This is a genomic window from Cupriavidus sp. F041 (genome assembly GCF_057814235.1).
On the sequence record NZ_JBVASY010000001.1, the window covers coordinates 3,582,149 to 3,604,193 of the forward strand.

Consider the following 22,045-nt stretch of genomic DNA (forward strand, 5'->3'; position numbering starts at 1 on the left):
GGGCGCTGGCATGCGGCCCGTAGCGCTGCCCGGCCAAGAGCGCTGGCGCGGGATCTCTATCGAGCACCGGTTGCCGATGTCGAGTCCGGGCAAGGCAGAGAGCGTGACGGACCTCACCCGGTCAGGTGATTGCGCCACGCGCCCGATTGCCTATGATCTGCGGTTGGGGCGGACTTCGCGAGCCGCCTTTTCACACTTAGCCCTCGACCTCCCCGGCCGAGGGCTTTTTTCTCTGGCGGGAAAAACACCAATTCTGGCGAAACCGTTTTTAGGGCAAAATCTGTAACCTTTGCCGGAGCGGCGCGATGCGCGCAACCAGCGGCCGGCCAACACGAGATTGCCGATCACCCGACCACAAGGGAAAACCTAAATGCACCCCAGGAAGACGAAGCCTCTCGCCATTGCGTTGCCACTGCTGCTCGCTGCGGTGTCGGCGCATGCCACGGAGGGCGCGTTGGGCCGGCCCATTTCCGGCACCAGCGTGGTGCCGAATGCCGGCATCGTATCGCCGGAGCCGATCCTGGCTGTCAACCTGGCCGAGATGTACCTGAATGGCTCTGTCGACGGCGGACGCCAGGTGCCGATCGGGGGGCAGGCCTCGCTCGGCATCAGTGGCGAGGTAGCCTTTACGCTGGCCACCATCATGAAGGTCTGGGACACCAAGACCGGTGCGTGGAATTTCGCCTCCAGCTTCACGCTGCCGTATCTGTGGAACAGGGTGGGTGCCAACGTGACGTTGGGGCGTTTCAACGGTAGCAGCCAGGACACCGCGTCCGGCCTGTTCGATATCTACTTCACGCCGGTTATCGCCGGCTATCACTTCTCCCAGACCGAGCACGTGGCGCTGAGCCTGAACATCTGGGCGCCCACGGGCAGCTACGATTCCCAGGCGCTGGCTAACACGGGCCTGAACAACTGGACCTTTGTGCCGCAGGTGGCGTACACCAAGATCCTGCCCGAGCAGGGATGGCAGTTCGATGCAGTCGCCGGCCTGCAGTTCTACACGCGCAACAACGCCACCAACTACCAGAACGCGCCGCTCTTCACGCTTGACATCATGGCGCGCAAGCAGTTCACCAAAGCCTTCAGCGCGGGGCTGATCGTCGGCACCACGCAGCAGCTCGGCAGCGACAGCGGACCCACCGCGGATAGCCTCAATGGCTTCCGCGGGCACGACTGGGCGATCGGGCCGGTCATCAACTATGACACCAAGATCGGCGCCAAGAGCACGCTTTCGCTCGGCCTGCGCTGGGTGCCGACGGTGGCGAGCCAGAATCGCATGGAAAGCACCAGGACTTTCATGGGCACGGCGACGCTCGTGTTCTAGCGGGCTGTGCGCAGAGCCGTTCCGAGGTCGGAAGCGGCTGGCGGAATGCGCCGACAAGATGGTGCCGGGGCCGCCGCCAGTGACACGCCGGCTTGCCCGCCGGCGCTATTCCTCCACGATCTGCTCGAAGCGCAGGGCCAGGAAGTCGATCAGGGCGCGCACCGCGGGCAGCAGCCCCCGGCGCGAGGGATACACGGCATGGATGACGCCGCCCCTTGGCCGCCACTGCGGCACCAGCATGACAAGCCGGCCTTGCTTCAGCTCGTCCTCCACCACCATGCTCGGCAATGCCACCGCGCCGACCCCCGCCAGCGCGGCGAGGCGCAGGGCCAGCATATCGTCGGTGACCAGGCGTGGGCTGTGCCGGATTTCCATGCCGGCGCCATCGGGGCCCTCCAGTTGCCAGCTATGCGCGGGTTGCGGCGGGCCCCAGTCGAGCGTCGGCAGCGCGGCCACGTCGGCCGGCACGGCGGGCAGGCCGCGCTCGGCCAGCAACGCGGGGCTCGCGACCAGGCACCAGGCGCGCCTGCCCAGCGTGCGCATCACCAGATCGCTGTCGCGCAAGGGCGGCACGCGGACCCGGATCGCCACGTCGATGCGCTCGGCGATCACGTCCACGCTGCGGTTGGTGGCCTCCAGGTGCACGATCACTTTTGGGTAAGCCGCCATGAACTCCGCCACCATGGCGCCGATCCGCGCGTGCAGCAGCGCCACCGGGCAAGTCAGGCGGACGATGCCCTGGGGCTCGGAACGCGTCAGGTCGATGGCCTGCTGCGCGGCATCCGCCTCGACCAGCATGGCCTTGAAGTGGCCGTAATAGCTTTGCCCGATCTCGGTGACGGAGAAATGCCGGGTCGAGCGCTGGATCAGGCGCGTGCCCAGGCGCTCTTCAAGTACGCCGATACGGCGGCTCAACTTTGACTTGGGAATGCCGAGGGCACGGCTTGCCGGCGCGAAGCCCTGGTGATCCACCACCTGGGCGAAGTAGAAGAGGTCGTTGAGGTCGGGGTGCATCGGGGGGCATCGTCCTATCAATAGGACACTGAGGATAGCGCACGCCGACTACCGACGGGCCTGGGGACGGCCTAAGCTCTTCTTCAACAGAGGCGCAGTCAGCCCCCATCGCTCAGGAACCTCATGAAGCAGATCATCGGCACCTATAGCAGCCCGCACGCCCATTGGGTGGGCGACGGCTTTCCAGTCCGCACGCTGTTCTCCCAGCAGAGTCTTGGCAGCCACCTGAGCCCGTTCCTGATGCTGGACCATGCCGGCCCGGCCGAATTCACGCCCGCCACCCGCAAGCGCGGCGTGGGCGAGCATCCGCACCGCGGCTTCGAGACCGTGACCATCGTCTACCAGGGCGAGCTGGAACACCGCGACTCCACCGGGCAGGGCGGGCGCATCGGCCCGGGCGACGTGCAATGGATGACGGCGGCATCCGGCATCCTGCATGAAGAGTTCCACTCGGAAGCTTTCACCCGCGCCGGCGGCACCCTGGAAATGGTGCAACTGTGGGTGAACCTGCGCGCCCGCGACAAGATGGCGGCGCCGGGCTACCAGACCATCCTGTCGGCGGACATTCCTTCGCTGCCCTTGCCGGGCGGCGCTGGCCGGATGCGCGTGATTGCAGGTGAACATCAGGGCGCGCGCGGACCCGCCCACACCTTCACGCCGATGGATGTCTGGGACCTGCAGTTGCGCGAGGGCGCGGATGTCGACTTGCAGGCGCCCGAGGGCCGCACCGTGGCGCTGGTCGTGCTGCGCGGCAATGTGCGGGTCAACGGCAGCCAGGCCGCGCAGGCGGGGCAGATGGTGCTCCTTGGCCGCGCGGGCACCGCCTTTGCGCTGGAGGCCACCAGCGCCGCCGTGGTGCTGGTGCTGCACGGCGACCCCATCGACGAACCGGTGGCCAGTTATGGGCCGTTCGTGATGAACACGCAGGAAGAAATCGCGCAGGCGCTGCAGGACCTGCGCAGCGGCCGCTTCGGGCATATCGAGGCGGCGCAGGAGAGGCGCTTGCAGTGAGCGCGCATCAGGATCGGGCGGCCCTCAGGGGCCGCGGCAGCCAGACAGCGTGCATCCGATCGCGAAACGCTGGATTCCCGGCGCAGCTGAACGTCAATCGATGAGCTTTCATCGTGATTGACCGTTGTTAATCGTTAATCCTCAAAAAAGGAGATTCGCATGACTACCCCGTACAAGCGCCTGGACAAGAGCCAGGCCGCCGTCCTCCTGGTCGATCACCAGGCTGGCCTGCTATCCCTGGTCCGCGATATCGAGCCCGATAAATTCAAGAACAACGTGCTTGCGCTGGCGGACCTGGCCAAGTATTTCAACCTGCCCACCATCCTGACCACCAGCTTTGAAGATGGCCCGAACGGGCCGCTGGTGCAGGAACTTAAGCAGACCTTCCCCGATGCGCCCTACATTGCGCGGCCGGGCCAGATCAATGCCTGGGACAACGAGGATTTCACCAAGGCGGTCAAGGCCACCGGCCGCAAGCAATTGATCATCGCGGGCGTGGTGACCGAGGTCTGCGTGGCGTTCCCCGCGCTGTCAGCGCTGGCCGAAGGCTATGACGTCTTTGTAGTTACCGACGCCTCCGGCACCTTCAACGAAATCACCCGCAATGCCGCCTGGAGCCGCATGGCGGAAGCCGGCGCGCAGATGCTGAGCTGGTTCGGCATCGCCTGCGAGCTGCATCGCGACTGGCGCAACGATATCGAGGGACTGGGCACGCTGTTCTCCAATCACATTCCCGACTATCGCAACCTGATCGCCAGCTACACCACGGCAAAGGGCGCCAAGTAGGCTCGGAGAGCCGGCGCTTCAGGCGCTGGCCCTCTGCGTTTCACTGGCCTGCGCACGCAATGGCGCAGGCCCGGCGGGCCGGTTTCCCCTGGCCGCGCCCGTCAGGATCGCCTTGACAGCCTTACTTAAGATATATATCTTACGATATGTCTTTCGATAGTAGAGGTTGCGATCATGCGTCACCATCCGCTTCTGGGCAGGCTTAGCCATCACATGCTGGCTCACCTGTCGTCTCATTTCTCCGCCCATCCCTCATCCCACGGGGCGCGTCATGCCATACATGCCGTTGGCCGCCATCGCCATGGCGGCGGTCCGGGCGGCTTCTTTGGCGGCGGCGACGGCTTCGATGGGGACGGCGATAGCTGGCGGCGCGGCCGCAAGTTCAGTTCGGACGATCTCCAGCTGATGCTGCTGTCCCTGCTGGAGGAAAAGCCCAGCCATGGCTACGAACTGATCAAGGCGCTGGAAACGCGCACCAACGGTTTCTACAAGCCCAGCCCCGGCATGGTCTATCCCGCGCTGACGTTCCTGGAAGAAGTCGGCTACGCCACCGTGGATACCGAGGGCAACAAGAAGCGCTACCAGCTGGCGGAGCCGGGCCGGGCGCATCTCGAAACCAACCGCGAGCGGCTGGCGCTGATGCTCAACAAGCTCAAGCACGTGGCGCGCAAGATGGAGTGGGTGCGGCGCGCGCTGTCGGGCGAAGGGGCCGAGGGCGGCGAGGAGCGTGAAGCCGAAGGCGGGTGGCTGCCCGAGTTCGTCGAGGCGCGCATGGCCCTCAAGCGCGCACTGCTGATGCGCACCGAGGCCACGCCGGCCGAGCAGCGCCGCATCGCCGCCATCCTGGCGCGGGCCACGGCGGAGATCAATGCCGGGCAGGACGGGCAGAGCGCTACCTGAGTGCTGACCCGGTTCCCGACACTCCATATCCCGAATTCCAACTCCCAGTCATCAAGGAGATCCATGAATACTCGCGACCTCACCGTGCAACGCGTTCGCCATGAACTCAAGATGCGCCTACTGCAAGTGGTGCGTACCCAGGCCGTCTCCCCGCAACTGCTGCGCGTCACGCTGGCCGGCGACGACTTGAAAGGCTTTGTCTCCGCTTCCTTCGACGATCACGTCAAGGTGTTCTTCCCGGCGGCCGGACAGGAAAAGCCCATACTGCCGGTAGCCGGCCCCAACGGCCCGGTCTTTCCCGAAGGCGTGCCGAAACCCGCGGCGCGCGATTACACGCCGCGCCGCTATGACCCGGTCGCGGGCGAACTCGACATCGAGTTCGTGCTGCATGGCGATGGCCCTGCCTCCACCTGGGCCGCGCAGGCTGCGCCCGGCCAGTATCTCGGCGTGGGCGGCCCGCGCGGCTCGTTCGTGATTCCCGAGAGCTTCGACTGGCACCTGCTGGTGGGCGACGAGACGGCGCTCCCCGCGATCGCCCGGCGCCTGCAGGAACTGCCGGCCGGCGTGCGCGCGCTGGTGGTGCTGGCGGTGGACAACGCCGCCGCCGAAATCCCGCTGCCCAGCCGCGCCGACGTCGAACTCCGCTGGCAGCACCGCGACAGCGCGCCAGCGGGTGCAACCGCTGGCAGCCTGTTCGAGCAAGCGCTGCGCGAGCTTCCGCTGCCGCGCGGCGAGGGCTATGCCTGGGCCGCCGGCGAAGGCGCGGCGATCCGCGCCGTACGCCAGTACCTGGTGGGCGAGCGCGGCATCGAGAAGGGCCGCATCCGCGCCGCCAGCTACTGGAAGGCCGGCGCCGCCGCCGTGCATGAGAACATCGACGACTGACGATTGACGGCTGCCGCGCCCGTTCGCGCGGAGGTTGAAGACCGGTTCGTCTGGTTTTACAATGCAACCGCCTCGCCGTGGGTGCCGGAACCGGCGCCAGCGCAGCGCGCCGCAGCCCGCGGCGCCGTGCCGGCGGCGGGCAGACGGAGTTGCGATATGGTCCGGCGAACCAGCCTGGAAGGTGCGGAGTGCCCCGTCGCCCGCTCGCTCGATGTGATCGGCGACTGGTGGTCGCTGTTGATCGTGCGGGATGCCTTCGACGGCCTGCGGCGCTTCGGCGAGTTCCAGCGCAGCCTGGGCCTGGCCAAGAACATCCTGTCCGACCGGCTGCGCACGCTGCTGGCGCACGGCATCCTGGAGCAGGTGCCGGCATCGGACGGCAGTGCCTATCAGGAATATGTGCTGACGCAGAAAGGCCGGGCACTGTTTCCCGTGGTGGTGGGTTTGCGGCAATGGGGCGAGGCGTTCTTCTTCGCGCCGGGCGAGCCGCATTCGGTGCTCGTGGATGGCCAGGCCGGCAAGCCTGTGCGGCAGCTCGAGGTGCGCGCCGAGGATGGGCGCCTGCTCGGGCCCGATGACGCGGTGGTGAGGAAGGTGGGCGAGGCGGCATGACGCTGCGCAATCCATCGCAGACGTAGCCGATCCTTCGGCCTTCATTCAAACGTAGTCCACACCGCATCGCCATGCCAACGGATTCTTCCTCCTGCCCCGCGCTCCTTGTCAGTTCCTGCCTGCTCGGCCAGCCGGTGCGCTACGACGGCCAGGCCAAGGCCCAGCCCGAGCCCGTGCTGGCCATGCTGGCGCGGCATTTCGATCTGATTCCGGTCTGCCCCGAATCGCTGGGCGGCTTGCCCACGCCGCGCCCGCCCGCCGAGATCGTCGGCGGCAGCGGCGCGCACGTGCTGGCCGGTGCCGGCATCGTGCGCGATGCCACCGGCGCCGATGTCACGCAGCCCTTCACGGCAGGCGCTCGCGACGCACTGGCGATCGCGCGGCAGCGCCAATGCAAGCATGCCTTGCTCAAGGCGCTGAGCCCGTCCTGCGGCAACCGTGAACACTACGACGGTTCGTTCAGCGGCGCCGTGCGTCCGGGGCAGGGCGTGGCCGCGGCATTGCTGGCCGAGGCGGGTGTGCGCGTGTGGAATGAGAGCGAGATCGAGGCGCTGATCCGCATCGCGGGCGCGTCGCCGGCCGCGTTGCAAAACCCGTAGACGCCGTGCGTATTCGCCGCTAAGATCTTCCGGTCGGCCGCACCAACGGCCGGCAGCGTCGCTCGGACGGTTCCGGGCGCTTACGTTCAAGGAAAATCCATGTCCACCTCCGCAGGCAAGCGCCGCTTCGCGCGTATCGATCGTCTTCCCCCCTACGTCTTCAATATCACCGCCGAGCTGAAAATGGCGGCGCGCCGCCGTGGCGAAGACATCATCGACATGAGCATGGGCAACCCCGACGGCGCCACGCCGCCGCATATCGTTGCCAAGCTTACCGAAGCCGCGCAGCGCCCCGACACCCACGGTTACTCCGCCTCCAAAGGCATCCCGCGCCTGCGCCGCGCCATTTCGCACTGGTACCGCGAGCGCTACGACGTCGAGATCGATCCGGATACCGAGGCCATCGTCACCATCGGTTCCAAGGAAGGGCTGGCCCACCTGATGCTCGCCACGCTCGATCGCGGCGACACCGTACTGGTGCCCGATCCGAGCTATCCCATCCACATCTACGGCGCGGTGATTGCCGGCGCCGATATCCGCTCGGTGCCGCTGGTGCCGGGGGTGGACTTCTTCGCTGAACTGGAGCGCGCCATCCGTGGCAGCTATCCCAAGCCGAAGATGATCGTGCTGGGCTTCCCGTCGAACCCGACCGCGCAATGCGTGGAACTGGACTTCTTCGAGCGCGTGATCGCGCTGGCGCGCAAGCACGATATCTTCGTGGTGCACGACCTGGCTTATGCCGACATTGTGTTCGACGGGTGGAAGGCGCCATCGATCATGCAGGTTCCGGGTGCCAAGGATATTGCGGTGGAGTTCTTCACGCTGTCCAAGAGCTACAACATGGCGGGCTGGCGCATCGGCTTCATGGTCGGCAATCCCGACCTGGTGGCGGCGCTCACGCGCATGAAGAGCTATCACGACTACGGCACTTTCACGCCGTTGCAGGTGGCCGCCATCGCCGCGCTGGAAGGCGACCAGCAATGCGTGAAGGAGATCGCCGCGCATTACCAGACGCGCCGCGACGTGCTGGCGCGCGGGCTGATCGAGTCCGGCTGGCCGGTGGAGATTCCCAAGGCCTCGATGTATATCTGGGCGCGCATTCCCGAGCCGTATCGCGCGCTGGGTTCGCTGGAATTCTCCAAGCAGTTGCTGGCCAAGGCCAAGGTCTGCGTCTCGCCCGGTATCGGCTTTGGCGACTACGGCGACGAGTACGTGCGCTTCGCGCTGATCGAGAACGAGGCGCGGATCCGGCAGGCGGTGCGGGGCATCAAGGCGATGTTCCGCGCGGACGGACTGGTGAAGGTGCCGGTGGACGAGCACCAGCCGCACGGCCACGCGCCGAAACCGAAGGACTGATCAGCCGCTGGCCAGGCTCTGGTCCGATGACGCGCCGGCGCCATGCCGGCGTGCAACGTGCGCGGCGTCAGCCGAGCGATGCCAGCGGATGCGATTCACGCGGCCACGGGCTATCGAAGAACGATTGCACCGTGGCTTCGCTGACTTCGTCCGCCGTCTTCACGCGCCAGCGCGGCGCATTGTCCTTGTCGACGATCAGCGCGCGTACCCCCTCGATGAAGTCGCCCTGCGTAAAGGCATGGGATACCACGCCCAGCTCCATGCGGAAGCAGTCCGCAAGATCAAGGTCCCGGCCACGCAGCAGCATTTCCCGTGTCACGGCCATCATCAGCGGCGAGCGTCCGCGCAGGATCTCCAGCGTGCGCGCGGCCCAGCCGGTATAAGCCGGATCGGACTCGGCCGCCAGGCTGTCGAGCAACCCGGCCATGCTCGCGTCGGGACGGAAGTGCCGCAGCACGGCCGGCAAGGCCGCCTGCAATGGCGCGTCGGCAGCGCCGGCAACGGGCACTGCCTGCAGCACGGCACGCAGGTCCGCCAGCGCATCGCCCGTCCAGCGAATACCGGCCAGGGTCTGCTCGATGCCTTCCAGGCTCGCGGCGGGCACGGCGATATCGGCCAGTTTGCACAGCAGTGTATCGGCAGCGCCGAGCGTCACGCCGGTCAGCCCGACATAGAGCGCCAGTGCCGGCGGCAGCCTGGACAGGAAATGGCTGGCACCCACGTCCGGCACCAGGCCAATGCCGGTCTCCGGCATCGCCACCCGCGAGCGCTCGGTGACCACCCGCAGATGCGCGGCCTGCGCCAGCCCCATGCCGCCGCCCATGACGATGCCGTCCATCAGCGCCACCACCGGCTTGGGATAGCCATGCAGGCGGTAGTCGAGCCGGTATTCGTCGACGAAGAACTGCTGGCGTAGCGATGTGCCGGCGTGGAAGCTGTCGTACAGCGCGCGGATATCACCGCCGGCGCAAAAGGCCTTGCTGCCCGCGCCGCGCAACAGCACGGCGGCGATGTCGCCGCGCGTGGCCCACGCCGCAAGCTGCGTATCGAGCGCGCCGATCATCGGGTACGACAGGGCGTTCAGCTGACGCGGGCGGTTCAGCGTGATCACGCCGACGCCGTTGATCTCCTGGAACAGCACCTCGGGCTCGGCGGTCATGGCGGCGGCAGGGCGCTCCTGCGCGGCGTCGTTCGGGTTCAGGCGCATGGCGTGGCTCCTAGGCATTGCGCCATTGCGGCGCGCGTTTTTGCAGGAAGGCGTTGACGCCCTCGCGCTGGTCCTCGCCGTCGAACAGGTCGACAAAGCGCTCGCGCTCCAGCGCCAGCGCGGGGCCGCGCGGTACACCCTGGCGGGCCAGGTGCACCAGTTGCTTGCTGTAGGCCGCCGCGCGCGGGCTGACATTGCTTGCGCGCTCGGCCAGGCGCATAGCGGTGTCGAGAGCCTGGCCGGCCGGCACCACCTCTTCCACCAGGCCGATGCGCAGCGCGGTGGCGGAATCGATCCGTTCATTGGCCAGAATCATGCGCTTGGCCCAGCCTTCGCCCACCAGCCAGGGCAGGGTCTGCGTGCCGCAGCCGCAGGGCAGCAGGCCGACGCCGGCTTCGGGCAACGCCATCTGGGCCTGTTCCTCCGCAATGCGGACATCGCAGGCAAGCGCGCATTCGAGCCCGCCGCCCATCGCGTAGCCGTTGATGGCCGCGATCACCAGGGGGCGCGCATTCTGCAGTGCTTCGAAGGCGGCGCCGAAGCGCTGCGCCATTACCCGTGCATGGGCGCGGTCGCCGTCGGCGAAGCCGTTGAGGTCGGCGCCGGCGCTGAAAAAGCGGTTGCCGTCGCCGGTGACGACGATGGCCCGCACACGCTCATCGGCGTTCAGCGTGCCCACCAGTTGCTGCAGCTGCTGCAGGCCTTCGGCATTGAAGGCATTGGCGGGCGGGCGCTTGAGGGTCAGGCGGGCGATATGCCCGTCGATCACGTGTTCGATCATGCCGACGGCTCCTCTTGCGTCATGTACTGGCGGATCACGCCCGAGAAATCGAGCTGCCCGTCGCCGGCCTGGCTCACGGCCTGGTAGATCTGCTGGGCCAGGGCGCCCAGGAAGAGCGGCTGCCGCACGCTGCGGGCGGCGTCCGCGGCCAGGCCCAGGTCCTTGAGCATCAGGTCCGCGCCAAAGCCGCCGCTGTAGCCGCGGGAGGCCGGCGCGGCCGGGATCACGCCGGGGTAGGGGTTGCAGGTGTCGGCGGCCCAGCAGCGTCCGGTGGAGGTGTTGACGATGCCGGCCAGCACGCCGGCGTCGATGCCGAGCTTGACGCCGAGGGCCATGGCCTCGGATACGCCGATCATGGAGATGCCGAGGATGAGGTTGTTGCAGATCTTGGCGACCTGGCCGGTGCCGGTGCCGCCGCAGTGGACGATGTTGCGGCCCATGCTGGAGAGTACTGGCTGCAGTTGCCCGAACAGGGCCTGTTCGGCGCCTACCATGAAGGTCAGCGTGCCCGCCTGCGCGCCGCCGGTGCCGCCGGAGACCGGGGCGTCGGCCATCGGGTTGCCTTGCTTGCCGGCCTCGGCGGCCAGTGCGCGGATGGTGGCGGGGTCGATGGTGCTGGAATCGACCAGGGGGACGCCGGGGCGGACGCCGGCGAGGACGCCTTCGGGATCGAGGTAGGTGGCGCGTACGTGGGCGGCGGCCGGCAGCATGGTGATGACGAAGTCGGCTTCGGCGGCTGCCTTGCGGGCGGATTGGGCGATGGCGGCGCCGTCGGCTTTTAGTGCTGAAAGGGCGGTTGGGTTCAGGTCGAATACGGTGAGGGTGTGGCCTGCCTTGAGCAGGTTGCGGGCCATGGGGGCGCCCATGTTGCCTAGGCCGATGAAGGCGATGTGCATGTTGGCTCCTTACTCTTTGTATCGGTTGTGTTTTTTGCGGTTTTGGCGGGCTTTTGGAGTCAAAGGCTTGAAAACCTTAAAACCTAAAGTCAAAAGCAGTTTCACCCCCCTGCGGGGGGCGACCTACTTTCTTGTCTTGCCAAGAAAGTAGGCAAAGAAGGCGCGCCATACGGCCTGGTACACCTTCACGGCTCGCTTCGCATCGCTTGGGGGCTCGCTTCGCATCGTGTTGGCGGAGGGCAATGTCTTCAAATTTTTGAAGGCTTGCCCGCTGCCCGCCGCCCTTCGCTTTACCGCAAGCTGATGGTCGTATTCACTCCATCGTTCACCGTCGCGTCATCGAACCAGCGTGCGGTCACGGTCTTGGTCTGCGTATAGAACTGCACCACCTGTTTGCCGTAGGGACCCAGGTCGCCTAGCTTGGAGCCGCGCGAGCCGGTGAAGCTGAAGTAGGGCACAGGTACCGGGATGGGGATGTTGATGCCGACCTGGCCGACGTCGATCTCGCTCTGGAACTTGCGTGCCGCCGCGCCGCTTTGGGTGAATACGCCGGTGCCGTTGCCGAAGGGGTTGCGGTTGACCAGCGCGATGGCTTCGTCAAGCGTGTCGACTGCGATCACTACCAGCACCGGGCCGAAAATTTCCTGCGTGTAGATCGACATTTCCGTGGTGACGTCGGCGAATACGGTCGGGCCGATGAAGTTGCCGTCGGGGTAGCCGGGTACCTGCACGTTGCGGCCGTCCAGCAGCAGGGTGGCGCCTTCGCGCTCGCCGGCTTCGATCAGGCCGGTTACACGTTGTCTGGCCGCTACCGATACCACCGGGCAGACATCGACACCGGGCTCGCTGCCGGCGCCGACCTTGAGCGTTTTGGCCTTGGCGACCAGATCGGGCAGCCAGTCGCGTGCGGAGCCTACCAGCACCGCCACCGAGGTTGCCATGCAGCGCTGTCCGGCGGCGCCGAACGCCGCGCCGGCCAGGGCGTTGAGGGTGTGCTCGCGGTGCGCGTCGGGCAGTACCACGGCGTGGTTCTTGGCGCCCATCATCGATTGCACGCGCTTGCCGTGCGCGCCGGCCAGGTGGTAGACGTGGGTGCCTACGGCGGTGGAGCCGACGAAGGAAACGGCCTTGATGTCCGGGTGCGTGCACAGGGCATCGACCACCTCGCGCGCGCCGTGTACGACGTTGAGCACGCCGGGAGGTACGCCGGCCTCGACGGCCAGCTTGACCAGTTCCATGGTGGACAGCGGATCCTGCTCCGACGGCTTGAGCACGAAGGTGTTGCCGCACACGATCGCCATCGGGAACATCCACAGCGGGATCATGGCCGGGAAGTTGAACGGCGTGATGCCGGCGCAGACGCCGATCGGCTGTTGCAGGGTGTAGGTATCCACGGTGGCGGCCACATTCTCGGCAAAGCCGCCTTGCTGCAGCGTGCCGATCGAGCAGGCGTGCTCCACCACTTCCAGGCCGCGGAAGATATCGCCTTCGGCATCGGCCAGGGTCTTGCCCTGCTCGGCGGTCAGGATGGCGGCGATGCGCTTGCTGTGTTCGCGGATCAGGGCCTGGTACTTGAGCATGATGCGCAGCCGCGCGCCCAGCGGCGTGTGGCGCCAGGTGGCAAAGGCGCGATGCGCCGCGCCGACGGCCGCATTGACTTCGGCCGCCGTGGCCAGGGGGACCTGCGCCAGCACTTCCTGCGTGGCGGGATTGACCACCGGGCGGAATTCGGTGGCGGCGGACTCCACCCACTCGCCGTTGATCAACAGCTTGACGGTGGGCACGGCGGCGGTGTTTGCGGAAGCGGGCTGGGCACTCATTGGGTGGTCTCCGTCGGTTCTGGGTTTTGGTTGGTCAATGCTGGAAAGGAGCAGGCACGCTGCTCAAAGGGTGCGCGCGATCAGCATGCGCTGGATCTCGCTGGTGCCTTCGTAGATCTGGGTAATGCGGGCGTCGCGGTAGTGCCGCTCGACCGGGTAGTCTTCCAGGTAGCCGTAGCCGCCGTGGATCTGCAACGCCTTGGAGCACACGCGTTCGGCCAGCTCAGAGGCGTAGAGCTTGGCCTGCGAGGCTTCCGACAGGCAGGGCTGGCCTGCGGTACGCATATGCGCGGCGCGGTGCACCAGCAGGCGCGCGGCATTCAGCTCTGTAGCCATGTCGGCCAGCATGTTGGCAATCGGCGGGTGCTCGCGCAGCGGGCGGCCGAACTGCACGCGCTCGGCGGCATAGCGGCAGGCGGCTTCGAAGGCGGAGCGGGCGATGCCGAGTGCTTGCGCGGCGATGCCGATGCGCCCGCCTTCCAGGTTGGACAAGGCAATGCGCAGGCCCTCGCCAGGCTCGCCGAGCAGCGCGTCGTGCGGCACGCGGCAGTCTTCCAGCGTGATGGCGCAGGTGTCGGAGGCGCGGATGCCGAGCTTGCGTTCCGGCGTGTGCACGATGAAACCGGGTGTGTTGGTAGGCACGACAAAGGCGGACAGGCCGCGCTTGCCTTGCTCCGGCTCGGTGGCCGCAAACACGATGGCCACGCCGGCGCGCTGCCCGTTGGTGACGAACTGCTTGGAGCCGGACAGCACCCAGCCGTCGTCGGTGGCGCGGGCACGGGTGCGCAGGTTATGCGCTTCCGAGCCGGCCTGCGGCTCGGTCAGGCAGAACGCGCCGATCATCTCGCCGCTGGCCAGGCGGGGCAGGTAGCGCGCCTTCTGCGCCTCGGTGCCGTAGTGCAGGATGGGGCCGCAGCCCACCGAGTTGTGCACGCTCATCAGCGTGGCGCAGGCGGCGCAGCCCGCGGCGATCTCCTCGATGGCCAGCGCATAGGCGATGTAGTCGGTATACGTGCCGCCCCATTCCTCGGGCACGATCATGCCGAGCAGGCCGAGCGCGCCCATTTCCGCCACGACCTCCGGCGGCAACTGGCCGGCACGGTCCCAGGCGGCGGCGTCCGGTGCCAGCCGTTCGCTGGCGAAGGCGCGCGCGGTGTCGCGGATCATGGCTTGCTGTTCGCTGAATTCTTGGTGCATGGCGGCTCGGGTTGCGCCGGGACCGGCGTGGGGTTGGCACGCGATCGCGGCGGCTGGCGGTTGGTCGGGTGGCCCGCCGTGGGCGGGGGCATGGCAGCAAGTGTAGGAAGACAGCGGGGGTGCTCCTATGCCAGAATCCGCCAACCTTGCTGAACTCGTTTGCCACTGCCGGCAAGCCCGGGCAGGCAAACCGTACCGTACCGATCGTTGCATTCCATGGAAAAACACAGCGTCGCCATTTGCTTCGTGCATCACGCCATTGCGGGCCTGCGAGCGCGCGGCATCGCGCCGGAGCCGGTGCTGCAGGCCGCAGGCATCGCGCCGGCGCTGCTGGCGGTGCCGCAGGCGCGGGTGTCCGCCGCAAGCTACAGCGCCCTGTGGCTGGAAGTGGCCGCCGCGCTCGACGATGAATTCTTTGGCCAGGATTCGCGCCGCATGAAATGCGGCAGCTTTGCCATGCTTTGCCACGCCGTCGCGGGCAGCAAGACGCTGGCGCAGGGGCTGGAGCGGGTGGTGCGCTATTTCGGGCTGCTGCTCGACGATATCGGCGTGCGCCTGGAGCGCGAAGGCGCTGGCGCCGAAGGTGGCCAGGGGGCCGGCAAGCGCGGGCGGGCGGCGCTGGTGCTCACGGCACCGTCGGCGCGGCCGCCGGGCGTGTTTGCCCAGGAGACCATGCTGATCATGCTGCACGGGTTGATGAGCTGGCTGCTGCGCCGGCGCGTGCCGGTCCTGCTGGCGGCGTTCAGCTATCCGGAGCCGGCCTACAGTGCGGAATACCGGCTGATGTACTCGCGCCACCTGGCGTTCGGCCAGCCGGCCACGGCGCTGGTGTTCGACGCGGCCTGGCTGGACCAGCCGGTCCACCAGGACGAGCGCAGCCTCAAGGCCTTCCTGCGCGACGCGCCCCACAACGTGGTGGTCAAGTACAGCGACCGGGGCAGCATCATGGCCCGCGTGCGGCGCCAGTTGCGTGCCCAGCCGCCGGAACAGTGGCCCACGTTCGACCGGCTGGCGCACGATGTCCATATGTCGTCATCGTCGTTGCGTCGCCGGCTGATGGAGGAGGGCGGCACCTACCAGCAACTGAAGGACGAACTGCGGCGCGACCTGGCCATCGAGGCGCTCAGCCATTCCAGCCGCCCGCTGGCGGAGATTGCCGCCGAACTGGGCTTTGCCGAGCCCGGGGCTTTCCACCGCGCGTTCCGCCGCTGGACCGGGCTGCGGCCGGGCGCGTATCGGGCCACGACGCCCGCGATGCCCTAACGGCGCTAACGCTCGCCGGAAGGGCCCATGGCGGAGGGTTGCGCCGCATGTGCCGGAGCGGCGTGCGGCATGACGTCAGGGGCAGCAGTATGCGGCAGCACGCGGTTGCGCCCCGAGAGCTTGGCCATATAGAGCGCGGTATCGGCGCGCGCGGTGAGTTGCTGCAGGCTCTCGCCGGGCTGCCATGCGGCATAGCCGCCGCTCACGGTATAGCGCATCGTGCCGGACGGGCCACCGACGGGGCTGGCCTCGGCCAGCGAGCGGATGCGCTCCGCGACGTGGCGGGCATCCTCCAGCGAACTGGCGGGCAACAGCACGACGAATTCCTCTCCGCCCATGCGGCCGATGCGGTCGGGCGCGCGCAGGCTGGCGGCGGCAAGCCGCGCGAACTCGACCAGCACGGCGTCGCCGGCGGCATGGCCGAACGTGTCGTTGACCGACTTGAAGTGGTCGATGTCGACGATCAGCAGCACCGGCGGGTGCCCGCCCCGGGCGGCGCGAGCCAGTTCGTGAAAGGCTTCCTCCTCGAATGCCTTGCGCGACATGGCGCCCGTCAGGTAGTCGCTGTTGGCAATGGCTTCGAGCCGGTGCACCATCGCATCGTGGATCATCAGCACCGCGCCCATGGTGAGACCCGGCGTGGCCATCGCACCCAGCACGAGAAAGGCGGCATTCAGTCCGGGCGAGGTCATGGTGGACGGGTCGTCCATGATCGAGAGCGCCGACAAGATGCCGCGCAGGGCATGCGCGGCGGCAAGGAAGAAGGCGAAACCGGCCGTGGTCAGGCGGTGGCTGGCGGGGCGGCTGTGCGGGCGGTAACGCACCAGCACGTACCCCGCGCAAGCGCACAGCACGGCATGGAATACCGAAACGACGACAACGCGCGCGTTGAAGTCATTGTAGATATAGCGCCACGTCACGATGCCGGCCACCACGGCGAGGGTCGCCGCCGCCATGGCCCGCCAGGGCGGCTCGCGCCCGCAGAAGCGCGCGATGCCGGCGTGGAACAGCGCCAGCGCCCACGCCAGCGCGCCGTTGGCTACCACGATCGACAGGATATCGGGGACCCGGCCACGCAGCGTAAATAGTACGAGCGCCACCATGGCCGTCAGGTTGGACTGCCACCAATGCCTCACGCCGGGCTGGCCGCAGCGGCGCAGCGACCAGACGATCGCCAGCATCATGACGCTGAGCAGCGTCGTGACGGCTAGCAGGGCGAACGGGTCCGACATCTGCTGATTTCCTCCGGTTGTGTCGCGTGATTGGGTGCGGGTGCCCGGGCGGGCGCGAAGCTCCGGAGAATACCCTAGCGGCGTCGCCGCTACCCACCCACGCAAGAGGGGGTAGACCATTGACTTGCGGCGGCGCTCTCAGGCCAGGGGGCTAGAATGGGGAGCAGGGCGCTTTGATCGGTACTGCGCATCAATGCCCTGACGCTGGCCGTATTGCCGTCATCCTGTCCTTCCCCTCTTGTTTTCATTGCCGCAGCCAGGAACACCATGCAACAGATCAGATTCGACCTCGGCGACCTGCAAGCCATGGTGGCGGTGGTCGAGCAAGGCGGCTTTCGCGCGGCGGCCGAAGCCCTCAACCTGTCGCAGCCGGCGCTGTCGCGCCGCATCGAGAAACTGGAGGAAGCGCTTAACGTCAAGTTGTTCGAGCGCACTACGCGCCGCGTCACCCTGACCGTGGTTGGGCGGGAGTTTGTCGGCAAGGCGCGTGCGGTGCTGACGGAAGTGGAGACTTCGCTGCTTGGCATCGGCGATGCCGCCACGGCTCGCGCCGGCGAAGTGACCATTGCCTGCGTGCCCTCGGCCGCGCACTATTTCCTGCCGGCGGTGATCGGGCGTTTTCATGCGCAGTATCCGAATGTCCGCGTCAAGATGGTGGACGAGGGGGCTAACGTCGTGCTGCATAGCGTGGCCAGCGGCGAGGCGGATTTCGGCCTGAACTTTATCGGCACGCAGGAAGCCGATCTGCTGTTCGAGCCGTTGCTGCGCGATCCGTTCGTGCTGGCCTGTCGCCGCGACCATCCGCTGGCGCGGCGGCGCTCGGTGAAATGGGCCGAACTGGCCGGGCACACGCTGGTGGCCCTGGCCAAGTCCAGCGGCAACCGCCTGATGCTGGATCTCGCCCTGGCGGAGGCGCTGCGGCGGCCGGCCGCCTTCTACGAGGTACGCCACGTCAGCAGCGTGCTGGCGCTGGTGGAGGCCGGCCTTGGCGTGGCGGCGGTGCCGCGGCTGGCGCTGCCCGATGGCGACCGCTCGGGGCTGGCCGCCGTGCCCCTGCGCGAGCCCGCGGTCTCCCGCATGCTGGGGATCCTGCGGCGCCGGGGGCGCATGCTGTCGCCGCATGCGCAGGCGTTGTACGAGATGGTCGCGCAGGCGGTGCCAGGGCGGGGCCGGGCGCGGTCATTGATGCGTGAAAGCGATCAAAGCTAAAAAAGATTGCATTATCGCGGCGCGCGGCGCGTGCATAGAATGGGCTGCCTGCCCTCGGAGACCGATGCGGGCAGGTCTTTTGTCTTTTGTCTGTTCCCATTTCCCATTTCAATGCCCATCGAGAGCGCATATGCCCATGTCGTCCGCCGCAGTGCCTGGTCCCGTCGTCACGTCCCTCCGCAGTCATCCTTCGAACTCCCATGATTCCCGCAAGCGGCCGTTGCTGGCGCTGGTGCTGGCCGGCGTGGCCAGCCTTGCGCTGGGCGCCGGCAATGCCCTGGCCGAGGAAGTCAAGGTCATGAACTCGGGCGGCTTCACCGCAGCCTACAAGGCACTCGGACCCGGCTTCGAGAAGGCCACGGGCAATACCTTGTCAACCGCGTGGGGCCCGTCGATGGGCAAGTCCCCCGAGGCGATTCCCAACCGGCTCGCGCGCGGCGAGCATGCCGATGTGGTGATCATGGTTGGCTACGCGCTGGATGAACTGATCCGGCAAGGCAAGGTGGTGCCGGATAGCCGGGTAGCCCTGGCCGATTCGCGCATCGGCCTGTCGGTGCGCGCCGGCGCGCCAAAGCCGGATATCAGCACGGTGGATGCGTTCCGCAAGACGTTGCTGGAGGCGCGCTCCATTGCCTATTCCGATAGTGCCAGCGGCGTGTATGTCGAGAAGGAGATGTTCAAGAAGCTGGGGATCGAGGAACAGGTCAAGGGGCGCGCGCATATGATCGAGAAGACCCCGGTGGGTAGCGTGGTGGCGCGCGGCGATTATGAGGTCGGCTTGCAGCAGGTCAGCGAGTTGCTGCCGGTGGCGGGTGCTACGTTTGTCGGGAAGATTCCGGAGGCGGTGCAGCAGGTGACCAGCTTTGCGGCGGGTGTGCCGGTGGGCGCGGAGCATCCGGAGGCCGGGCGGGCGTTGATTCGGTATCTGGCTTCGCCTGCGGCAAGAGGGGAGATCGAGAGGAGCGGGATGGATGCGGTTGTGGGGGATAAGCGGGGGCAGTGAGAGGGGCGAGGCGCTGGTTGCGCGCTCGCGCTGGCGCTAGCCCTGGCAAGCCGGGGCCGCGGCGATGCGGTTCCTGCAGGTCTGCCGCAGCGGGTTGCTGGCGCGCCGCGCGCCACCCCGTAGCGCATCCTGTCGCAAAACAATCCGTCTGGCTGGTATGATCCGTCTCCATGACACAAGCACACCGCCGAAAGAAGCAGCCCGACGTGCTGCGCCCGCAGCTATTGCATTCCGCGGCCCAGCTCGCCCTCGAATCCGGCCTGCGCGCCGTGACGCTGGATGCGGTGGCGGCGCGTGCCGGTGTCAGCAAGGGCGGATTGCAGCATCATTTCCGCAACAAGCAGGCGCTGCTGGACGCGCTCTTCGACGACGCGGTTGAGACCTTCAACGCCGATGTGGCCGCTGCGATCGCCAGCGACACGCAGGCCGAGGGCCGCGCGGCGCGGGCCTATATGCGAGCGACGCTGCAGGAAGAGAGGAAAGAGGACGCCGCCAGCTATCTGCACCTGCTGTTGGCGCTGATGCTGACCGATGCCGATACGCGCGATCGCTGGGCGCCACGCATCGCCGAAATCGCACGCCCCGATCCGCTGCCCGCGGCAGAGGCGGCGAGGCTGATGATTTGCCGCCTGGCCGCTGACGGGCTGTGGCTCGCCGACCTGCTGGGCAGCCAGTCGATGGAACCCGGGCTGAGGGCGGAAGTCCTGCGCCAGCTGGACCAGATGACGCGGCGCCAGCCGCAATGAACGCACGATTGAATTCCCAATTGAATACCCAACCGAATACCCAGCCAAAGGCTCAACCTGGCACCTGGCATGACGCCGGCGCACCCACGCAGGAAACGCCCGCCACGCCGGGCGCCGGCGCGGACCTGCACCGGGCCATCGACGCGGCCCGCGAGGCCCTGCTAAGCCACCAGCATCGCGACGGCCACTGGTGCTTCGAGCTAGAGTCGGACGCCACCATCACCGCGGAGTACATCCTGATGATGCACTTCGTGGACGAAATCGACGCCGAATTGCAGGCGGCGATGGCGGTCTACCTGCGAAGCATCCAGAGGCAAGACCGTCATGGTGGCTGGGACCAGTACCACGGCGGCGCGCTGGACGTGTCATGCAGCGTCAAGGCCTACTACGCGCTGAAGGCTGCCGGCGACGATCCCGATGCCCCGCACATGGTCCAGGCCCGCCGCGCCATACTGGCGCAGGGCGGGGCCGCCAAGGCCAATGTTTTCACCCGCATCCTCCTGGCCACGTTCGAGCAGGTGCCCTGGCGCGCCACGCCCTTCGTGCCGGTCGAGCTGATCCTGTTCCCTCGCTGGGCGCCTGTGCATCTGGACAAGATGGCCTACTGGGCGCGCTCCACGCTGGTACCGCTGACGGTGCTGTGCTCGTTGCGGGCCAAGGCCGCCAATCCGCACCGTGTCGGGGTCAGCGAACTGTTCGTCACGCCGCCCGAGCGCGAGCGGCATTACTTCTCCCGCGAGGGCCTGATGCGCAAGGCCTTCCTGGTGGTCGACAAGCTGGCACGCGCGATCGAGCCGCTGATTCCCGCCGCAGTGCGCCGGCGGGCCATTGCCCGGGCGCAAGCCTGGTGCGTGGAGCGCATGAACGGCGAGGATGGCCTGGGCGGCATCTTTCCGCCGATGGTGTACTGGTACGAGATGATGGCGCTGCTCGGCGTGCCGAAGACGGATCCGGCACGTGCTACCTGCCTGGCCGCCATCCGCAAGCTCGTGGTGCGCCGCGCCGACGGCTCGGCCTATTGCCAGCCCTGCCTGTCGCCGGTGTGGGATACCGCCTGGAGCATCATGTCCTTGCAGCACGCCGGCACCGACGCGCGCACGCAGAAGGCGGTGCAGCGCGCCTACGACTGGCTGGAAGCGCGGCAGGTGCGAGACCTGCGCGGCGATTGGGGCAAGCACGTGCCCGCGTCGGTGCAGCCCGGCGGCTGGGCGTTCCAGTACGCCAATGCCTATTACCCCGACATCGACGACAGCGCCGTGGTGGCCGCCATGCTTGCCGTGCGCGCGCGCAGGATCGGCCAGCCCGAACGCTACCAGGACGCGGTCGAGAGCGCCGTGAAATGGATGGTGGGCCTGCAATCGCGCAATGGCGGTTTTGGCGCCTTCGATGCCAACTGCGATCGCGAGTACCTGAACCGCATTCCCTTCGCCGACCATGGCGCCCTGCTGGATCCGCCCACCGAGGACGTTTCCGGCCGCGTGCTGCTATGCATCGGCCTGAGCGGAAACCGCGAAACGCACGCGGCCGCCGTCGAGCGCTGCGTGGCCTATCTGCGCCGCACGCAGCGCGCCGACGGCGCCTGGTGGGGACGCTGGGGCAGCAACTATATCTATGGCACGTGGAGCGTGCTGGCGGGCCTGGCGCTGGCGGGCGAGGATGTGCGCCAGCCCTATATCCGCAAGGCAGTCGACTGGCTACTGCGCTGCCAGCATGCCGACGGCGGATGGGGCGAGACCAACGACAGCTACTTCGACCGCTCGCTGGCGGGCACCAATGGGGGCGAGAGCACGCCCAACTGCACCGCCTGGGCGCTGCTGGCGCTGTTCGCCGTGGGCGAGGTGGATACGCCCGCGGTGCGCAGTGGCATCGCTTACCTGCTGGACTGCCAGACTGGCGAGGGCCTCTGGCAGCATCCGTCGCACAATGCGCCGGGGTTCCCGCGCATCTACTACCTGAAGTACCACGGCTACACCGCCTACTTCCCGCTGTGGGCGCTGACGCGCTACCGTCAGCTGGCAAGGCTCCCGGCGGCTAAGTAGAGCCCGGGGCGGCCCATACACTCTGGCACACCCGCATGGCCCGCTTCGCATCGCGGGCTGGCGTGCCCCCCCTTGGGGGTGCTCCACACTGCTGCAACCGGCGAGGTTTGAACGGACCCGCGGTTTGCTCTGCTCTCCCGCTTGCGGGAGAGCAGCCAGGGG

General features: G+C 67.5%; 20 protein-coding genes. 13 read left to right on the forward strand and 7 right to left on the reverse strand.

Annotated features, from left to right (window positions below; translation table 11 throughout):
* Positions 1-370: 370 nt before the first annotated feature.
* On the forward strand, positions 371-1,327 hold the full coding sequence (locus ACZY0R_RS16485; protein WP_488859380.1) for a SphA family protein: 957 nt from the start codon (positions 371-373) through the stop codon (positions 1,325-1,327).
* 105 nt (positions 1,328-1,432) lie between these two features.
* Here the strand turns inward: ACZY0R_RS16485 and ACZY0R_RS16490 are convergent, their stop codons facing one another.
* The gene (locus ACZY0R_RS16490) at positions 1,433-2,341 is read right to left on the reverse strand and encodes a LysR family transcriptional regulator (protein WP_488859381.1); all 909 of its coding nucleotides are present in this window, start codon (positions 2,339-2,341) and stop codon (positions 1,433-1,435) included.
* Between the two features lie 123 nt (positions 2,342-2,464).
* Between ACZY0R_RS16490 and ACZY0R_RS16495 the strand changes: the two genes are divergently transcribed.
* From ACZY0R_RS16495 to alaC, 7 genes are all read left to right on the forward strand, one after another.
* A complete protein-coding gene (locus tag ACZY0R_RS16495) occupies positions 2,465-3,352 on the forward strand; it encodes a pirin family protein (RefSeq protein ID WP_488859382.1) in 888 nt (295 codons plus the stop codon).
* Between the two features lie 159 nt (positions 3,353-3,511).
* Positions 3,512-4,138 carry an isochorismate family cysteine hydrolase YcaC gene (ycaC, locus tag ACZY0R_RS16500; protein WP_477102125.1) on the forward strand — a complete coding sequence of 209 codons (627 nt, stop codon included), beginning with the start codon at positions 3,512-3,514 and terminating at the stop codon, positions 4,136-4,138.
* 174 nt (positions 4,139-4,312) lie between these two features.
* Positions 4,313-5,038 carry a PadR family transcriptional regulator gene (locus ACZY0R_RS16505; protein ID WP_488859383.1) on the forward strand — a complete coding sequence of 242 codons (726 nt, stop codon included), beginning with the start codon at positions 4,313-4,315 and terminating at the stop codon, positions 5,036-5,038.
* Between the two features lie 63 nt (positions 5,039-5,101).
* Positions 5,102-5,923: a siderophore-interacting protein gene (locus ACZY0R_RS16510; RefSeq protein ID WP_488859384.1), complete on the forward strand. Its 822-nt coding sequence runs from the start codon at positions 5,102-5,104 to the stop codon at positions 5,921-5,923.
* A 156-nt stretch (positions 5,924-6,079) separates the two neighbouring features.
* Complete coding sequence (locus tag ACZY0R_RS16515; protein WP_045239698.1) at positions 6,080-6,535, forward strand: winged helix-turn-helix transcriptional regulator; 456 nt, start codon at positions 6,080-6,082, stop codon at positions 6,533-6,535.
* Between the two features lie 71 nt (positions 6,536-6,606).
* The gene (locus ACZY0R_RS16520; RefSeq protein WP_488859385.1) at positions 6,607-7,134 is read left to right on the forward strand and encodes a 2-thiouracil desulfurase family protein; all 528 of its coding nucleotides are present in this window, start codon (positions 6,607-6,609) and stop codon (positions 7,132-7,134) included.
* Positions 7,135-7,233: 99 nt separating this feature from the next.
* Entirely contained in the window at positions 7,234-8,490 is a 1,257-nt protein-coding gene (gene alaC / locus ACZY0R_RS16525; RefSeq protein ID WP_488859386.1) for an alanine transaminase, read from the forward strand.
* Between the two features lie 67 nt (positions 8,491-8,557).
* Here the strand turns inward: alaC and ACZY0R_RS16530 are convergent, their stop codons facing one another.
* The 5 genes from ACZY0R_RS16530 to ACZY0R_RS16550 form a co-directional block, all read right to left on the reverse strand.
* Entirely contained in the window at positions 8,558-9,697 is a 1,140-nt protein-coding gene (locus ACZY0R_RS16530; RefSeq protein WP_488859387.1) for an enoyl-CoA hydratase/isomerase family protein, read from the reverse strand.
* Between the two features lie 10 nt (positions 9,698-9,707).
* The gene (locus tag ACZY0R_RS16535) at positions 9,708-10,478 is read right to left on the reverse strand and encodes an enoyl-CoA hydratase (protein ID WP_488859388.1); all 771 of its coding nucleotides are present in this window, start codon (positions 10,476-10,478) and stop codon (positions 9,708-9,710) included.
* Positions 10,475-11,374: a 3-hydroxyisobutyrate dehydrogenase gene (gene mmsB, locus ACZY0R_RS16540; RefSeq protein WP_488859389.1), complete on the reverse strand. Its 900-nt coding sequence runs from the start codon at positions 11,372-11,374 to the stop codon at positions 10,475-10,477. Before mmsB ends, ACZY0R_RS16535 begins: the two co-directional genes overlap by 4 nt.
* A 290-nt stretch (positions 11,375-11,664) precedes the next feature.
* Positions 11,665-13,194 carry a CoA-acylating methylmalonate-semialdehyde dehydrogenase gene (locus ACZY0R_RS16545; RefSeq protein ID WP_488859390.1) on the reverse strand — a complete coding sequence of 510 codons (1,530 nt, stop codon included), beginning with the start codon at positions 13,192-13,194 and terminating at the stop codon, positions 11,665-11,667.
* Between the two features lie 63 nt (positions 13,195-13,257).
* A complete protein-coding gene (locus tag ACZY0R_RS16550) occupies positions 13,258-14,391 on the reverse strand; it encodes an acyl-CoA dehydrogenase family protein (protein WP_488859391.1) in 1,134 nt (377 codons plus the stop codon).
* Positions 14,392-14,607: 216 nt separating this feature from the next.
* Between ACZY0R_RS16550 and ACZY0R_RS16555 the strand changes: the two genes are divergently transcribed.
* A complete protein-coding gene (locus ACZY0R_RS16555) occupies positions 14,608-15,654 on the forward strand; it encodes an AraC family transcriptional regulator (protein WP_488859392.1) in 1,047 nt (348 codons plus the stop codon).
* A 5-nt stretch (positions 15,655-15,659) separates the two neighbouring features.
* Here ACZY0R_RS16555 and ACZY0R_RS16560 read toward each other — a convergent pair whose 3' ends face one another.
* Entirely contained in the window at positions 15,660-16,886 is a 1,227-nt protein-coding gene (locus tag ACZY0R_RS16560; RefSeq protein ID WP_488859393.1) for a sensor domain-containing diguanylate cyclase, read from the reverse strand.
* 267 nt (positions 16,887-17,153) lie between these two features.
* On the opposite strand from ACZY0R_RS16560, the gene ACZY0R_RS16565 reads away from it, so the two are divergent.
* The 4 genes from ACZY0R_RS16565 (at position 17,154) to shc (ending at position 21,883) form a co-directional block, all read left to right on the forward strand.
* On the forward strand, positions 17,154-18,095 hold the full coding sequence (locus tag ACZY0R_RS16565) for a LysR family transcriptional regulator (protein ID WP_488859394.1): 942 nt from the start codon (positions 17,154-17,156) through the stop codon (positions 18,093-18,095).
* 136 nt (positions 18,096-18,231) lie between these two features.
* Positions 18,232-19,098, forward strand: a complete 867-nt coding sequence (locus tag ACZY0R_RS16570) for a substrate-binding domain-containing protein (protein ID WP_488859395.1) — start codon at positions 18,232-18,234, stop codon at positions 19,096-19,098.
* A gap of 170 nt (positions 19,099-19,268) precedes the next feature.
* Entirely contained in the window at positions 19,269-19,844 is a 576-nt protein-coding gene (locus ACZY0R_RS16575; RefSeq protein WP_045239708.1) for a TetR/AcrR family transcriptional regulator, read from the forward strand.
* Positions 19,845-19,969: 125 nt separating this feature from the next.
* Positions 19,970-21,883, forward strand: coding sequence for a squalene--hopene cyclase (gene shc / locus ACZY0R_RS16580; protein WP_488859747.1), 1,914 nt, complete (start codon positions 19,970-19,972; stop codon positions 21,881-21,883).
* Positions 21,884-22,045: the final 162 nt, after the last annotated feature.

Coding starts and splice junctions, on each gene's coding strand:
- ACZY0R_RS16485 (WP_488859380.1), top strand. CDS start 371: ATGCACCCCAGGAAGACGAAGCCTCTCGCCATTGCGTTGCCACTGCTG.
- ACZY0R_RS16490 (WP_488859381.1), bottom strand. CDS start 2,341: ATGCACCCCGACCTCAACGACCTCTTCTACTTCGCCCAGGTGGTGGAT.
- ACZY0R_RS16495 (WP_488859382.1), top strand. CDS start 2,465: ATGAAGCAGATCATCGGCACCTATAGCAGCCCGCACGCCCATTGGGTG.
- ycaC (WP_477102125.1), top strand. CDS start 3,512: ATGACTACCCCGTACAAGCGCCTGGACAAGAGCCAGGCCGCCGTCCTC.
- ACZY0R_RS16505 (WP_488859383.1), top strand. CDS start 4,313: ATGCGTCACCATCCGCTTCTGGGCAGGCTTAGCCATCACATGCTGGCT.
- ACZY0R_RS16510 (WP_488859384.1), top strand. CDS start 5,102: ATGAATACTCGCGACCTCACCGTGCAACGCGTTCGCCATGAACTCAAG.
- ACZY0R_RS16515 (WP_045239698.1), top strand. CDS start 6,080: ATGGTCCGGCGAACCAGCCTGGAAGGTGCGGAGTGCCCCGTCGCCCGC.
- ACZY0R_RS16520 (WP_488859385.1), top strand. CDS start 6,607: ATGCCAACGGATTCTTCCTCCTGCCCCGCGCTCCTTGTCAGTTCCTGC.
- alaC (WP_488859386.1), top strand. CDS start 7,234: ATGTCCACCTCCGCAGGCAAGCGCCGCTTCGCGCGTATCGATCGTCTT.
- ACZY0R_RS16530 (WP_488859387.1), bottom strand. CDS start 9,697: ATGCGCCTGAACCCGAACGACGCCGCGCAGGAGCGCCCTGCCGCCGCC.
- ACZY0R_RS16535 (WP_488859388.1), bottom strand. CDS start 10,478: ATGATCGAACACGTGATCGACGGGCATATCGCCCGCCTGACCCTCAAG.
- mmsB (WP_488859389.1), bottom strand. CDS start 11,374: ATGCACATCGCCTTCATCGGCCTAGGCAACATGGGCGCCCCCATGGCC.
- ACZY0R_RS16545 (WP_488859390.1), bottom strand. CDS start 13,194: ATGAGTGCCCAGCCCGCTTCCGCAAACACCGCCGCCGTGCCCACCGTC.
- ACZY0R_RS16550 (WP_488859391.1), bottom strand. CDS start 14,391: ATGCACCAAGAATTCAGCGAACAGCAAGCCATGATCCGCGACACCGCG.
- ACZY0R_RS16555 (WP_488859392.1), top strand. CDS start 14,608: ATGGAAAAACACAGCGTCGCCATTTGCTTCGTGCATCACGCCATTGCG.
- ACZY0R_RS16560 (WP_488859393.1), bottom strand. CDS start 16,886: ATGTCGGACCCGTTCGCCCTGCTAGCCGTCACGACGCTGCTCAGCGTC.
- ACZY0R_RS16565 (WP_488859394.1), top strand. CDS start 17,154: ATGCAACAGATCAGATTCGACCTCGGCGACCTGCAAGCCATGGTGGCG.
- ACZY0R_RS16570 (WP_488859395.1), top strand. CDS start 18,232: ATGTCGTCCGCCGCAGTGCCTGGTCCCGTCGTCACGTCCCTCCGCAGT.
- ACZY0R_RS16575 (WP_045239708.1), top strand. CDS start 19,269: ATGACACAAGCACACCGCCGAAAGAAGCAGCCCGACGTGCTGCGCCCG.